Raw genomic sequence first — 14,762 nt, 5'->3', positions numbered from 1 at the left:
TTTCGAAACTTCAAAAACTTTAAAACTAAAATTCTTATCGCTTTGAACATGCAAAGAGAGAGAACCAATCTGATTCTCTCTCGTGCTTAGTTATAAGTCACCCACTACAGTTGACAAAGAGCCGAAATCGGACACTTTTATCTTTTGTCATTGGTATCACAACCTTCTGCCAAAAACATTGCACTTACTGCATAAAAACTGAATGGCTAGACGAGATTGTCTCCATTTTTATAACGACTCACATCAAACATCAACATAAGCCATCCCTCCAGTACTTTTGCAAGATTTAAACTTAAAATCACAGTTCACTTAATATCAATACAATTCATTGCAACACTTTCTGGATCATTTAGAACTCAAGCTTCTAATCACCATTTCTGTACCGAGATTTATTCATGTTAAGCATTGCCATCACCTCTTAAGGCCTTATCTCGCCTACTAAACAATAATTAATCTTCCATAAAGTCTTTTGTTTGCCTACTGATTATCCGAAGCTTTTAATCTCCGTTTTTATACCTAGAAATATTTTGAATCATCATGGATGTTGCCTCCTTGATACTTCTTATTCCTTATACTTACATTATATTGTAAGCGGTTTCTTTTGTCAAGATTTTTCTTCTATTTTTTGTATTTTTGTTATAATTGCTTTATGGTGAAAAAAGTTGATTTAAAAGATTACGGCATTGATATGTGGCAAAAGGAAACCATTGCTTCCTTTCGCCGAACACTTCTAAGCTGGTATGACCGTGAAAAACGCAACTTGCCTTGGCGCAGAACCAAGAACCCTTATCATATCTGGATTAGTGAAATTATGCTCCAGCAAACACAGGTTGCCACTGTTATTCCTTACTACCAGCATTTTCTGGAGTGCTTTCCTACAATTGAAAAATTGGCTGACGCTCCTGAGGAAAAACTGCTCAAAGTTTGGGAGGGGTTGGGTTATTATTCACGTGTTCGCAATATGCAAACAGCAGCCCAGCAAATTATGACAGACCATCAGGGACAATTCCCAAATACATATGACGAAATTGCTGCGCTGAAAGGAATCGGTCCCTACACCGCTGGTGCCATTGCCAGTATCGCTTTTGACTTGCCTGAACCTGCTGTAGATGGCAATGTGATGCGTGTGATGGCTAGGTTATTTGAAGTTGATTACGACATCGGAGATCCCAAAAACCGCAAGATTTTTCAGGCTATCATGGAGGAACTTATTGATCCAGACCGTCCGGGAGATTTCAATCAGGCACTTATGGATCTGGGCACTGATATCGAATCCGCTAAGAATCCCAGACCTGATGAAAGTCCTATCAGAGCTTTCTGCGCAGCCTATTTGCATGAAACTTATGATAAATACCCTATCAAAGAACCCAAGAAAAAGCCGCGGCCTCTGCAAATTCAAGCCTTTGTCCTACGAAATCAAAAAGGCGAGTTTCTTCTGGAGAAAAATATTAAAGGCAAACTTTTAGGGGGATTTTGGTCCTTTCCGATAATGGAAACCAATTTTGTCGGAAAACAGCTGGATTTATTTGAAAGCGAAGATACCCTGCTGGAAACAGTGTCACAGAAGACCGTTTTTGAGCAAGACTATAAAATCAAACCAAACTGGACAGACCAGAACTTTGCCAGTGTCAAACACACTTTCAGCCACCAAAAATGGCAGATTGAACTGTTGGAAGGTTTTACGGGTGAGGCAGAGTTAACAGCCGACAAGGAACTGCGCTGGGTAGCAAAAGATGACTTCGACCGTTATCCTATGGCAAGCCCCCAAAAGAAGATGATAGCGTCTTATTTGGAAGGGATGAAATCACATTTTAAATAAAAAATCAAGCTTGTGGGGGCCTGATTTTTTATTTACTATTCATGATATCTTTCACCGTTTTAGATTTCAAAACAAAAAGCATGGCTTCTTCTGCTTCTGACAATGTCTCTCCTAATCGATGAAGCTGCTGTTCAACTTGATGAGCATGCTCAAACGCAGTAACATCAAAACCTTGATAAAAATTAAATAGAGGTTTTTTACTGCCTTCCACTGCTTGAAAGATATCAAATAAGCTAATATCCTCCACATCTTTTGATAACATCAAACCGCCCGAAACACCCGTTTTTGAAGTGATCAACCCTTGGTTTTTCAACAAGGCGACCAATCTTTTAAGACTTGGAACCGGAATGGCTAATTTTTCAGCAATTGTTTGAATGGAGAGGTATTTGTATTGTTCGGCCTCTGATTTGATGGCGATATAGAGGATAATTTCAACTGATTGAGAAAAGGACGGGGAATAAGACATCTGATACTCCTATTTTTATACTGTCCTTTAATCATATCATAAATTTAGAGAGTTGATAAGCCGCCATCTACTACGTACTGGCTTCCCGTCACAAAAGAAGCGTCATCTGACAATAGGAACAGAGCCACTGCTGCCGCCTCGTCCGCTGTTCCTATGCGCCCTAGGGGAACACGATCAGCAACGGACTTATCGTAGACGACTTGTTGTTCAGGGGTTAGGAAATGCTTGAAATTGCTTTCGATAGGACCTGGAACAAGGGTATTGACACGAATACCACGCTTAGCTAAAACATTAGCCCATGACCGCGCAGCAGAGGTCAGAGCACCCTTGGTCGCTCCGTATAGACTTGTCAGTGCTCCACCCTCATAGACAGCCGTCGAGGTTGTCACAAGTACTGAAGAATTGGAGTTTAAATAAGGCAGTAAGGCAGCAAATTGCAGCATGGGTCCCCGTACATTGGTAGCCATCATCTGATCAAAGTCCTGCGCCTCTATCTCTTGGGGAAGGGCAATCGTGCTGTAACCTGCATTGAGCCAAAGGCCGTCCAGAGAACCAAAAGCCTCAACTGCTGCGACTAAATCACTGATATCTATCGAGGCAGCATCATTTGACAAGACATAGGCGCTGTCTCCAAATTCGTCTTGGGCTGCAGCCAAACGTTCAGGATTAAGTCCTGTCAGTAGCACACGACCACCTTCATTAATAATCCGACGCGCCCCTGCTAGACCAATACCGCTGCTACCGCCAGTAATAAGGATGTTCTTATCTTTAAAACAAGATGTCATAGTAGCCTCCTATATAAAAATGTTATTTTAAATAAAGTACGCGTGGTTACTCTATTTAATATAAATAGTATATACTTATTATACTAATACGTCAACTCTTTTTAATAAGAACGACTACTCTGTCTGCAAAAACGGTGCAGGCTGCTAGAAACTGTAGTAAGTAAGTGACTGGCCGACGGATGGCTTTAATAGCTGGTATAATCAGGCTATGCTAGCAAAGGATTTTCAAAAACTGATGACAACAGATACAGTGGCAACGGCCAAGGCCATGCTTGGAATAGCTTTATACTTGAATGGATGCTTTTTGGGTAGGATCGTAGAAACGGAAGCCTATCTAGGGTGTAAGAACAGTGCTTGTCACAGGGCCAATGACCGCAGGACACCTCAAAATGAATTGACGTACTTACCAGCTGGACACTAGTATGTTTATCAAATCTATGGGCATCAGTTGCTCAATCTAGTCACAAGGTCACAGGATATTGCTGAGACTGTGCTGATTCGGGCTCTGGAGACAGATCAAGGAGAGCTCTTGGCAAACGGACCAGGAAAATTAACACGATTTGTTGGGATTGGTAAAGATTTTGACGGGGAAGATCTAGGGGATTCGGCGCTGCAGCTGCGTAAAGAACGGTAGCCGCGCCAGATTGCCCTGCGTCCTCGGATCGGTGTCACCTGCACAGATCGTTGGCGAAACGAAGCACTCTGCTTTTATGTTGCAGGCAATCGCCATGTTTCTAAGATCGCTAAAAAAGGCCTGCGTCCAGATGAAGAAACTTGGCAGTAAAAGTCTGAATCGTTTTTAGAAAGGGCTTGGGCTCTTCGATCTAAGCAGAAGCAAACGGTTTGAATATTCTTTGGCTTTGCTTAGCATGCTTTTTTATTTCTGTATAGGGCTGTCTTTAAGGGATTCATTATGCTAAAATAAAAGAGCAAAGTTTACTTTGCACAGAGTAGGTGATTCGCGTTAAGTGTGTGTGAATGGGATGTCGTCACACAACGAAGCTCATGCGCGGTGAATCATTGCATCCGCTGTTGTCAAGATAACTTGATTCAACAGCTCCACATAAAAAGGAGCCTTTTTTCATGAAATCATTAGTTGCATTACCCAAAATGACCAGTCAACGTTTGGTGACCTTAGCCATGCTGATAGCTTTAGCCTTCATTGTCGCTAAATTTTCTATCACGGTTATCCCAAATCAACTGGTCATTTCATTTACCTTTATTATTGACAGCGTTATCGGCGCTGTCGCCGGACCTGTGCTTGGTTTTTTCAGTTTAGGTCTGCTTGATTTGCTGGATATCTTTTTATCGCCCAATGCCGGTAACTTTATCATTTGGTGGACTCTCATGGAGGCCATTCAAGGCTTTATTTATGGCTTTTTCTTCTATAAAAAATCGCTGAGCTGGTCTTCTAAAAAAGACTGGACTTATGTCACCATAGCCACTCTTATTAATATGATTTTTTCGGTCTTTATCCTGACACCACTGCTCGTTCAGATTTATTTTGGGACACCATTTTGGGTGCAGTACTTAGCCGGCCGCTGGATCAAAATCTTTGAGATCCCCTTGCGTATCGTCGTGACCATGGCTGTTTTTCCTCAGCTGCAGCGCATCCCAGAATTTAGAAAACTCATGGGACTTCAGTAGTGACAAAATAAAATGCCTCTCTTACCAGTTGGACATCCAAGAGAGGCGTTTTCATTTTTAAAACCATTGATCCATTCGCTGTTTTTGAGATTAACTCAAAGGGCGATTTTTTGTCAAAATACCTGATACAGACCCGCAAGCTGCAAAAAATAGAAGACAAGACGGTGGTAATTCCTTATTTTATCTATACAAGAGATCTTTCCTGAACCCACAGCCATCAGGAACGGCCGTAAAGATGGGCAATGTAGTCCTCTGCACTTGCCGCAATATCCTTGTCAGTCGCTTCAAATGATATCCCAAATACAGCAAAATAAGGTAAGAGATTAGCACCCACGTGGTTAGCTGCTGCCTTAAAAGGTACGGTAATTTCGTCTACCGTAAAGCCAACACCACCTGACTCGGTATAATTTTCTTTTTTGTCTCCGATGGACATGGCTAAGCCAAGCTTTTTTCCGACCAGTTTCTTCCCTTTTGAACCGTAAGCCCAGCCATGTGTGAAGACATCATCAAACCACTTTTTCAGCAAGGGCGGATAGCTATACCAGTAAATCGGGAATTGAAAGATAATTCTATCATGCTGCTCCAATAATCTTTGTTCCACTGAAACGTCAATAGCCCAGTCAGGATAGGTCTGATACAAGTCGTGAATGACGATATCCTGAGGATACTTTTGCAGTTCCTGTTTCCATCTTTTATTGACTTTTGCCTGCTCTATGTCGGGATGAGCGATAATAACCAGTGTTTTCATAAAGATACCTCGCTTTTACTTTACTGAACCTTCCGTTCATTTTCATTGTAAAGCAGCCAAATCAAAATGTAAATACACACAATAAAGTCAGTTAATAACTTACCTCAAAGTAAGTACTGTCAGCTTTTATGAAACGTGTTATAATAAAAAAACGGAGGTGATGATTTGAAAAAATACAATCTTGGTATCGAAGCAACACTTGACATCCTTGGCGGCAAATGGAAGGCTCTGATAATTTGCCTCTTAATGTCTGGTCCTAAAAGAACCGGTGAGCTTCAGCGGCTAATTCCCGGCATCTCTCAAAAAGTTCTTATCCAGCAATTGAAAGAACTGGAGAAAGATGACATTGTCATAAGAGTTGCCTATAACCAGCTGCCTCCTAAAGTGGAGTACTTCATCATCGATTACGGCCGAACCGCTAACCAGATTATTAATCTGATGTGCATTTGGGGTAAGGACAACATCAAGCGCCGGCGAGAAAAGGGGGAAGACGTTCTTCTCCTTGAAGAAGACGATGACAAGCAGATGCAGCTATGGAAAAAATCCGGTATTAACGGCAGACAGGAGACGTAAAGAATTGCTCCTTTTCCCCGAAAAAGACAATATCGTCATGTCGTTTTGAAACAATAAAGACAACTTTTTATCAATCTGCAGGAAACAGCGGAAGATTCCTAAAGCCAGTCGCCGCAGCGGCCTAAGAGTCTGGGATAAAAGTCTCTAGGACTGTCATATAATACTCTTTGAAAATCAAAAACATTGAATTGATTATACTAACTAAAACGGTCGATAATCTGACAGATGAACAACAGAAATTCATTGTTCTTAGAAAGCGGTTGCCTTTTCATGATTTTTTACGGGAAGCTGAGCAGGAAACTAACTTAAGATGGTGTCAAAATTCTGAATGTCACGATGATCGATTAGTCCAAAAAATTAATCAGTAGACACTGTTTTGGTTAGTTATTGCAATAGAGTGATCAGAAAAACAAAAAAGTGATTTTTACAATGAGGTAATTTATGGATGACAATAAACTATTAATAGTTGATGACGAAAAGGGAATCGCTGAAATGATAGAGACAATATTAAAAAAAGAAGGTTTTTTTAATATTGATGTTGCTTACACGGGTAAAGATGCGATTGAAAAAATAAAAGAAAAGAATTATGAATTAATCTTGCTAGATGTCATGCTGCCAGATATAAATGGATTTGAAGTGTGTACAAAGGCAAGAAATTATACTGCTGCCCCTATTCTTTTCTTAACAGCAAAAACCAGTGATTTAGATAAACTTACAGGTTTAGGCATAGGAGGGGACGATTATATTACAAAACCTTTTAACCCTCTGGAAGTGGTTGCAAGAATAAAGGTTCAATTTAGGCGCAATGAGCAATTTAAGAAATTAATATCGAATGAAAATGAAAAAACGATTAAATTTGCAAATGTACTTATTGATAAAATGGCGGCACAAGTATTAGTTGATGGGGAGGAGATTTATTTTCCTGCTAAAGAATATGAGTTATTGTTGTTTTTTGCTGAACACCCGAATCAAGTATTTACATCGGAACAGTTATATGAAAAAATATGGGGTTTGGATAGCCTTGGAGATGACAAAACAGTCTCAGTTCATGTAGGCAGGATACGAAAAAAAATAGAAAAAGATATGAGCAAGCCTGAGATAATAATTAATCTGAGAGGTATTGGGTATAAATTAGTAGATAATAAGGAAGTGAAGTAACATGAACTTTTGGTTAAAAGATGGGAAAATAGTCTTACGATTTACCTTCAACTTCATCATCCACCAAATATTGTTATTCCTGTTTGTATCAATACCAGTAATCATTTCCATGTACTTCAAGAACTGGGATTTTGTAAATGCAGATTATTCTGGAATTCATAAGAGTACAGTAGTAATAGGCACTTTTATAATTTACATTATTTATTGCATTTTTTATGGATACTATGTAGCGTACCCAATGACAAGGATTATAGTTGGGATAAAGAAGCTAGCATCTGGAAACTATGATAATTTTCAAAACAAAGTAAATCCGTCAAATCGATTGTACAAAGAAGTATATGAAAATTTAAACGTTTTATCTCAAACTCTTAAGGAAAATGAATTAAAAAGAGCAGCATTTGAAAAACAAAGAGAGGTTTGGGCTGCTGGAGTAACGCATGACCTAAAAACACCCTTATCTTATATTTCTGGTTACACAGAAATGCTTTTATCTGAAGAACATGAATGGACAGAAGAAGAAAAGGAAAAATTTCTCTCGATTATCAAAACTAAGGCAGACTATATTAGGGAATTAATTGATGATTTAGGTTTAGTTTTTAGTGCAAACAATGATTTTTCGTTACAATTAAAGCGAGAAAAGATTGAAATGGTAGAGACTTTGCGTAGAGTGCTTGCGGAAATGACGAACTCTCCAAACAATAATAATAGTTTTGAGTTTTATTCTGAAAAAAAACAAATCTCTATTCAAGGTGATAAACTACTATTAATTCGTGCTTTTTCAAATCTGTTAATAAATGCGGTAACACATAATCCAGAAAAGACAAAAATAAAAATGGTAATCATTGATGATGAGAAAGAACTCATTGTTAAAATTATCGATAACGGAAATGGTATGACCAAAGAAGAATTGACACATCTTTTTGAAAGATATTACAGGGGAACTTCTACAGAGGTTCACGTTGGCGGAACTGGTTTAGGTATGGCGATAGTAAAACAAATAGTTGAGTTACATGAAGGAATTATAAATGTTGAAAGTAAACTGGGGATTGGCACTACATTTATTATCAAATTACCCATTGCTGAAAAATAACAAAATATATTAGAACTTGTATTCATAAGAATTTTTGTGACAGTCTGCCTTAAGTGGTGGGGACAGCAGCGACCGACTGCGTCGTTCCATGCCTAATTTTCGAGCCTAAGGTCTCGAAAATCCCCACGATTGCTGCCCGGAACGGGCAACAATCTCATCACCACGGCAGCAACTGTCGTCTTAGCGACCTTTCGGTCGCTTTTTTCTACCTATATCATTCAGATGAATTTTGTGAATACAGGTTCTTAGACTAGGCAACGTCTTAAGAAAATCAAAATTAGACTAGGCGACAAAGCGCAGGCTGTACTGGCGTACGGCAAGCTGAAGTCAACGACGTATCGTTTTGATTTTCAAAGAGTATAAGCTCTATGGAGCTGGCTAAAAACCTTACTAGCTCCTTGGTGAAATAATATCGATTTCACCTCCTCGCGTCGCAACGAGCCGCAGATAGCTCAAAAGGTCTGGGGGAGCTTTTGAGGTTATGGCAATAAGGAAAGCTTGCCTTTCCTCAAAAAGTACGGCAAGGCGAAGTTAACGACGTCTTATTTTGATTTTCAAAGAGTATTAGTAAGTATTTTTTGAGGTTGGACCTTGTTCCAATCTCTTTTTGTTTGACGAGATTTTAGTGGTTGTTTCCTTTCTGTTTCCTTTGGAAATTTATAATGAATTCGTATTAAAGAATACTAAGGAGGAAAAATGATGGAACAAAAACCGGTTATTGAATTAAAAAATGTCACTAAAAAAATTGATAAAAAAGTTTTAGTGGAGAATCTTACATTTCAAATCAATAGAGGAGAAGTATTTGGATTTCTTGGACCAAATGGCGCTGGTAAAACGACTACTATTAGAATGATGGTTGGTTTAACTAGTGTTAGCAAAGGTGACATTTTTATTAATGGATACAGTATTTCAAAAGATTTTAAAAAAGCCATTGCACATGTGGGTGCAATAGTAGAAAATCCAGATTTATATAAATATATGACGGGGTATCAAAATTTAAAACATTTTGCACGAATGTATCCTAATATTGACAAAAAAAGAATAGATGAATCTGCAAAGATAGCTGGAATTGAAGAGCGACTAAACGATAAAGTACGTACATATTCCTTGGGTATGCGTCAAAGACTAGGTCTTGCACAAGCCCTTATGCACAAACCATCGCTAATCATATTAGATGAACCAACGAATGGATTGGATCCTGAAGGAATACATGAATTAAGAAATGAGCTTAAAAATATTGCACATAATGAAGGGGTGGCTGTTTTAGTATCAAGCCATTTGCTTTCTGAAATGCAGTTGATGTGCGATCGAGTTGGCGTTATTCATAAAGGAAAATTAGTTACGGTGCAAAAAACTGAAGAATTTATAAAAAATCATAATGAAGAAGTTTTTATAAAAGTTGAGAAACGAGAAGTGAAAAATGCAGCAAAAATATTAAATGAATTTGGTAAGAATATATTGGCATTAGAGGAAAACGGAATAAGTTTAAAAATGAACGAAGAAGAGATTCCAGTAATCAATAAGATGCTATCTGATAGGGGAATTATGATTTATGGGATTGATGCAAAACAAAAGACATTGGAAGATAGTTTTTTGGAAATGCTGGAGGTGCAATAATGATAAATTTAATAAAAAATGAGTTGATGAAATTATTTTCGAGAAAATTAACACGGTTATCTTTAGCGATTCTATGTGTATTCACTATCGGATCCTCAGCAGCTGCAAATTTATCTTTTAAACAAAAGGTGGATTGGAGAGCTGAGGCGACCAAAACTATTGAGGTTAATAAAAATCGTTTAGAGTTAATGAATCTCTCACCTCAACTAAAATCAGATGCGGAAAATAAGGTGACAATTTCTAAATACCGTTTAGAAAATAATGTGCCGAATCCAAAAGAAACGGTAACATCAGTTATGCTCAAAACAGCTGGGTTGATAGAAATCATTATTTTTATAGTGATATTATCAGCATCAGAAATTGTGTCAAGAGAGTACTCTGATGGGACAATGAAATTGCTGCTAATACGCCCTCATTCAAGGTTTAAGATACTGCTATCTAAATACTTTGCAATAGTAATATTCGGGGTTGCAGCTCTGGTGCTAGCAATGGTTTCGGCTGGATTGACAAATACGATATTATATGGATTTAGCAATATTAGTTCTACTGACCTCTTTATTAATCAATCAGGAAAAATTGTTCAACTTTCAACATTAACACAAGTCATTAAATTATATGGATTGAGTATATTTCCGATTTTGAGTTTTGCTACATTTGCTTTTGCTGTATCAACGGTAATAAAAAATAGTGCTTTAGCAGTTGGAATATCCTTATTAACTATGGTGTTTGGCAATGCGATGATTGAGGCAGCTGCAAAAATCGAGTGGTTAAAATATTTACCATTTGCTAATAGCGATATGTCGCTATATATTTATCATTTGCAACCAAGACCAGAAATGAGTATAAGTTTTTCGATAGGAATACTTTTAATCTATATTGTATCTTTTCTGTGTCTAAGCTTATGCATTTTTAAAAAGAGAGATGTATCACTATAAATTTTGAGAACAAAGAAGAACTAAATCCTTTCAATAATTTCTTGTCCAACTTTTTGGGGTCAGTTCAACAAGCTTGTTTTTTTCTAATATTTTGTATGCAATATCGTTATTTAGTCTATAACAATCAGAAAACACAAAAACTGGAAGCCGGTTATTTCCGACTTCCAGAAAAAGTTAGAACTTGTATTCATAAGAATTTTTGTGACAGTCTGCCTTAAGTGGTGGGGACGGCAGCGACCGACTAGGTCGTTCCATGCCTAATTTTCGAGCCCAAGGTCTCGAAAATCCCCACGATTGCTGCCCGAAACGGGCAACAATCTCATCACCACGGCGGCAGCTGTCGTCTTAGCGACCTTTCGGTCGCTTTTTTTCTACCTATATCATTCAGATGAATTTTGTGAATACAGGTTCTTAAACCGCTAATCCATCACCAGCATGGACTTAATCGTTTTACGGGCTTCCATATCCTTATATGCCCGGTCAACATCATCCAGTTTGTAAGTATGGGTGAAGACCTTGCCCGGATTAATCTCGCCTTTTAGGACAGCATCCAGAAGGACAGATTTGTCGTAGGTCGTTACAGAGGCCGGTCCGCCTGCAATAATAGCATTTTGGAAGAAATAGTCGCCTAGGTTGATGTCCTTCGTATGCGGTACGCCGACACGGCCAATGGCTGCGCCTGGACGGGCAATAGCTAGCGCTGTTTCAGTGGACAGCTGGGTTCCGACACATTCCAGAGCAGCATCAACGCCGTCGCCATTTGTCAGCTCAAGAACTTTGGCAATGCCTTCTTCGCCGCGCTCTTCAACCACATCCGTAGCTCCAAATTCCAGCGCTAGTTCCTGACGATCCTTGTGACGGCTCATGATGATAATGCGTTTAGCGCCGCACATTTTAGCTGCGATAACAGCGCAAAGACCGACTGCCCCATCACCAACAACAGCAACCGTATCACCTTTTTGAACATTGGCCACGCGCGCCGCATGATAGCCTGTCGGCATAACATCGGCCAAGGCTAGGAAAGATTTAATCATGCCTTCGCTGTAGTCTTCAGGCTGACCTGGAATTTTGACCAAAGACCAGTCGGCATGGGCATAGCGGACATACTCCGCCTGATAGCCTCCGCTGAAATTCGTCGAGCGGTCGTGACCCTGACAGCCTCCTTCAAATCCAGCCCGGCAGGCCGCACAATGCCCGCAGCCATGGGTGAAAGGCGCAATGACAAAGTCGCCTTTTTTGACTGTATTGATGGCTGAGCCCACTTCCTCAATGATACCGATAACTTCGTGGCCTGAGTTCTGTGAACCAGACTCCTTATCATCATGGCCGCTGTAGGCCCAAAGGTCTGATCCGCAGACACAGGAGCGCACCACACGGATAATCGCATCATCTGCCTCAATGATTTTTGGTTTGTCAACATTTTCAACGGCCACTTGACCGGCTTTGATAAATACAGTTGTTTTCATGATCCAATACCTAGTAGATCACTTCAAAAAAATAATTAACCTTCAACGCTAAGCTATGGTCTTTTTTGAACGCATCTATCCCTTTCCATTAAGTCGTCGGTTTTAGCTTGGAGTCATCTCAAAGTCTAAAACATGTGATTCATAAAAATCACTGCTACTTTCTCATTTTACACTTAATGCCATCTGCAATCAACTATTTAACTTTTGTCTCCTTATTTTTAAGATAAGCTCTTTTGACTGCCTTTAGGACTATGTTATAATAAGAGAGATATAAAAACACATTGCAGTTGGTAGTCTGCAAGCACTGGCAGTCTAAGCCGGTGTCAGTAACCCTCCCTCCGGGTCGTCCCTTATCAATCGCATCTATTGATGTGTTATTAGTTTGGAGGGGCTGACATGAAAATGACAGTTTATTTTGATGGTGCCTTTTGGGCTGCTCTCATTGAGTATAGAGATAAAAAGCAAGGTTACCAAGCTTTTCGTTATGTCTTTGGCAAGGAGCCTAAGAAAGAAGATATTTTTCGTTTTATCTACAAAGACTTGTCTTCTTGGATGAATAGGCAGGAGAAGCTTGGTGTAAAGGTGGATAGCTCTGCTATTTTCCAAGAGCATAAGCGTGTTAATCCAAAACGGATGCAAAGGGAAATTAGCCGTGCTAAAAAACAGCCTGTCCTATCTACCAAGGCACAGCAGGTCATGCAGGAAAGTCATGATCTGCTGAAAAAAGAGCGCAAAGCTGCCAAAAAACAAAAACGACAAGCCTATAAGGAAGCGCAATTCTTGTTGAAACAGCAAAAACGCCATCAAAAGAAAAAAGGACACTAAGTCCAAAAATGAGCCCTAGTCAGGGCTCATTTTTCTTATCCTAGTTCTGCTACCAATTCTTTAATCTGTTCTTTGGTATGAACTCCTGCAACTTGTTTGACTACTTGCCCATCTTTTTTAAAGAGAAGGGTCGGGATGGACATAATGCCAAATTTTTGAGCAGTGTCTGGATTTTCATCTACATCCAATTTGACGATTTTCAATTCGGATTCGTCCAGTTCCTCTGATAATTGTTCAAGAATGGGAGCCTGCATGAGACAAGGACCGCACCATGTTGCCCAAAAATCCACAAGAACAAGTCCTTGCGCTGTTTCTGCTTCAAATGTTTTATCTGTAACGACTTGAGTCATATAAAATCCTCCTAAAATGTTTTCGTAGCCCTATTCTAGTTGATTCTGATGAGCTTTGCAAGAAATTGCTACGGATTTTAAAATTTCCTATCATCTCTTAAGGGTTTCCTATCAATTAAGCTCTGCATGTCTATGAACAAAACTTGCCCCAAGATGAACTGGGGAGTATAATAGTGGTAAACAATCTTATAGAAAAGAGACATCATGAACAAAGATGCTATGGCCACCTACTTGATTGGTGAATTGATGAAAGAAAATGTACAGCTGCATGATTTAGAAATTCCTGAAAGCACTGAGGAAAAAGAACAGCTCTTGCATGCACTTTTTAACAAACGTCCGCCTATGGCTGCGTCCAGCCAATTTATGACGATTCAGGATCTCTATTTGCAAGTTAAAAAAGCAGAGCGCGGTATCGTTCATATGGATGATTTAACACCGACCAAAGCTGATAACAGACTTTATCTTTGGCAGGGAGATATTACACGCCTTGAAGTTGATGCCATTGTTAATGCAGCTAACCGTCAGCTTTTGGGCTGCTTCCAGCCTCTTCACAATTGTATTGACAATACTATCCATACCAATGCAGGAATTCAGCTGCGACAAACCTGTCACGATATTATGGCCAAACAAGGTTATGATGAACCAGTTGGAACCGCCAAGATAACACCAGCTTATAACCTTCCATCGGGCTTTGTTATCCACACCGTTGGACCTAATATAACAGGCGAACCTAACCAGATTGAGGAAGATCTGCTGATGAGTTCTTATTTATCCTCACTGGCCTTGGCTGAAAAGAACGGTCTTGAGGTTGTGGCCTTTCCATGTATCTCTACCGGTGTTTTCCACTTTCCTCAGGAAAAGGCTGCGCAGATTGCAACTTCAACAGTTAAAAACTTTTTAAAGAATGCCAAAACAGTCAAAAAAGTGATTTTCAATGTCTTTACCGATAAGGACTTCAAGATTTATCAAGAACTTCTAGGAGACTGACAAAGCTTTCTAACAAATACCGCTGCTAGATAAGAAATTGTTTACCCATCATAATAGCTTTCAAAAAGGGTTAGCATTTTTAAAAGAGGCTGGGACAGATGTACCGCCCCCAAAAGTTAGACAATAAATCTAACGATTGGGGTGCAGTTCACAAGTACCCAGCTCCTTTTAGTTTTGTCGTCTCACTTGTAAGACGCGGTGGTTGAGACTCAAAACTTCCAGTAGACGATTTGAGGTAACCGAGTGGCTTTAGTCAATCTAGAGTTTCCCTGCACAGTTCATTAGGCGCTTTTTGA

14 protein-coding genes, 1 pseudogene and 1 riboswitch are annotated in these 14,762 nt (G+C 39.4%); of the genes and pseudogenes, 10 read left to right on the top strand and 5 right to left on the bottom strand.

The window, feature by feature from the left end; genetic code table 11:
• The first annotated feature begins 649 nt into the window (after nucleotides 1–649).
• Nucleotides 650–1,819 (top strand): A/G-specific adenine glycosylase, encoded by a 1,170-nt coding sequence (gene mutY / locus ACVRZ8_RS05970; RefSeq protein WP_447448403.1) that lies wholly within the window; start codon nucleotides 650–652, stop codon nucleotides 1,817–1,819.
• Between the two features lie 28 nt (nucleotides 1,820–1,847).
• Here mutY and ACVRZ8_RS05965 read toward each other — a convergent pair whose 3' ends face one another.
• Together ACVRZ8_RS05965 and ACVRZ8_RS05960 are read right to left on the bottom strand one after the other, a co-directional pair.
• Nucleotides 1,848–2,285, bottom strand: a complete 438-nt coding sequence (locus tag ACVRZ8_RS05965) for an RrF2 family transcriptional regulator (RefSeq protein ID WP_447448402.1) — start codon at nucleotides 2,283–2,285, stop codon at nucleotides 1,848–1,850.
• A gap of 44 nt (nucleotides 2,286–2,329) precedes the next feature.
• Complete coding sequence (locus ACVRZ8_RS05960; RefSeq protein WP_447448401.1) at nucleotides 2,330–3,070, bottom strand: SDR family oxidoreductase; 741 nt, start codon at nucleotides 3,068–3,070, stop codon at nucleotides 2,330–2,332.
• Nucleotides 3,071–3,278: 208 nt separating this feature from the next.
• Between ACVRZ8_RS05960 and ACVRZ8_RS05955 the strand changes: the two are divergent.
• Nucleotides 3,279–3,854, top strand: a pseudogene (locus ACVRZ8_RS05955) (DNA-3-methyladenine glycosylase).
• Between the two features lie 160 nt (nucleotides 3,855–4,014).
• A riboswitch (THF riboswitch) is annotated at nucleotides 4,015–4,104 on the top strand.
• A 49-nt stretch (nucleotides 4,105–4,153) separates the two neighbouring features.
• The gene (locus ACVRZ8_RS05950; protein WP_447448400.1) at nucleotides 4,154–4,717 is read left to right on the top strand and encodes a folate family ECF transporter S component; all 564 of its coding nucleotides are present in this window, start codon (nucleotides 4,154–4,156) and stop codon (nucleotides 4,715–4,717) included.
• 217 nt (nucleotides 4,718–4,934) lie between these two features.
• On the opposite strand, the gene ACVRZ8_RS05945 is transcribed toward ACVRZ8_RS05950, so the two are convergent.
• The gene (locus ACVRZ8_RS05945) at nucleotides 4,935–5,465 is read right to left on the bottom strand and encodes an NAD(P)H-dependent oxidoreductase (RefSeq protein WP_447448399.1); all 531 of its coding nucleotides are present in this window, start codon (nucleotides 5,463–5,465) and stop codon (nucleotides 4,935–4,937) included.
• A 165-nt stretch (nucleotides 5,466–5,630) separates the two neighbouring features.
• Between ACVRZ8_RS05945 and ACVRZ8_RS05940 the strand changes: the two genes are divergently transcribed.
• From ACVRZ8_RS05940 to ACVRZ8_RS05920, 5 genes are all read left to right on the top strand, one after another.
• Nucleotides 5,631–6,038, top strand: coding sequence for a winged helix-turn-helix transcriptional regulator (locus ACVRZ8_RS05940; protein ID WP_447448398.1), 408 nt, complete (start codon nucleotides 5,631–5,633; stop codon nucleotides 6,036–6,038).
• 441 nt (nucleotides 6,039–6,479) lie between these two features.
• The gene (locus ACVRZ8_RS05935; protein ID WP_447448397.1) at nucleotides 6,480–7,196 is read left to right on the top strand and encodes a response regulator; all 717 of its coding nucleotides are present in this window, start codon (nucleotides 6,480–6,482) and stop codon (nucleotides 7,194–7,196) included.
• A 1-nt stretch (nucleotide 7,197) separates the two neighbouring features.
• Nucleotides 7,198–8,286, top strand: a complete 1,089-nt coding sequence (locus ACVRZ8_RS05930) for a sensor histidine kinase (RefSeq protein WP_447448396.1) — start codon at nucleotides 7,198–7,200, stop codon at nucleotides 8,284–8,286.
• 696 nt (nucleotides 8,287–8,982) lie between these two features.
• Nucleotides 8,983–9,903, top strand: coding sequence for an ABC transporter ATP-binding protein (locus ACVRZ8_RS05925; RefSeq protein ID WP_447448395.1), 921 nt, complete (start codon nucleotides 8,983–8,985; stop codon nucleotides 9,901–9,903).
• Nucleotides 9,903–10,838 (top strand): ABC transporter permease, encoded by a 936-nt coding sequence (locus ACVRZ8_RS05920; protein WP_447448394.1) that lies wholly within the window; start codon nucleotides 9,903–9,905, stop codon nucleotides 10,836–10,838. Before ACVRZ8_RS05925 ends, ACVRZ8_RS05920 begins: the two co-directional genes overlap by 1 nt.
• A 419-nt stretch (nucleotides 10,839–11,257) precedes the next feature.
• Here the strand turns inward: ACVRZ8_RS05920 and ACVRZ8_RS05915 are convergent, their stop codons facing one another.
• Nucleotides 11,258–12,304: a zinc-dependent alcohol dehydrogenase family protein gene (locus ACVRZ8_RS05915; protein ID WP_447448393.1), complete on the bottom strand. Its 1,047-nt coding sequence runs from the start codon at nucleotides 12,302–12,304 to the stop codon at nucleotides 11,258–11,260.
• Nucleotides 12,305–12,700: 396 nt separating this feature from the next.
• Between ACVRZ8_RS05915 and ACVRZ8_RS05910 the strand changes: the two genes are divergently transcribed.
• Nucleotides 12,701–13,129, top strand: coding sequence for a YjdF family protein (locus tag ACVRZ8_RS05910; protein ID WP_447448391.1), 429 nt, complete (start codon nucleotides 12,701–12,703; stop codon nucleotides 13,127–13,129).
• A gap of 35 nt (nucleotides 13,130–13,164) precedes the next feature.
• On the opposite strand, the gene trxA is transcribed toward ACVRZ8_RS05910, so the two are convergent.
• Complete coding sequence (gene trxA, locus ACVRZ8_RS05905) at nucleotides 13,165–13,479, bottom strand: thioredoxin (RefSeq protein ID WP_447448390.1); 315 nt, start codon at nucleotides 13,477–13,479, stop codon at nucleotides 13,165–13,167.
• Nucleotides 13,480–13,683: 204 nt separating this feature from the next.
• Between trxA and ACVRZ8_RS05900 the strand changes: the two genes are divergently transcribed.
• On the top strand, nucleotides 13,684–14,466 hold the full coding sequence (locus ACVRZ8_RS05900; RefSeq protein WP_447448389.1) for a protein-ADP-ribose hydrolase: 783 nt from the start codon (nucleotides 13,684–13,686) through the stop codon (nucleotides 14,464–14,466).
• Nucleotides 14,467–14,762 lie beyond the last annotated feature (296 nt).

This window comes from Streptococcus dentiloxodontae, from assembly GCF_053206925.1.
The sequence above is the reverse complement of the archived record's forward strand: the minus strand, read 5'-3'. Positions and strand labels throughout refer to the sequence as shown.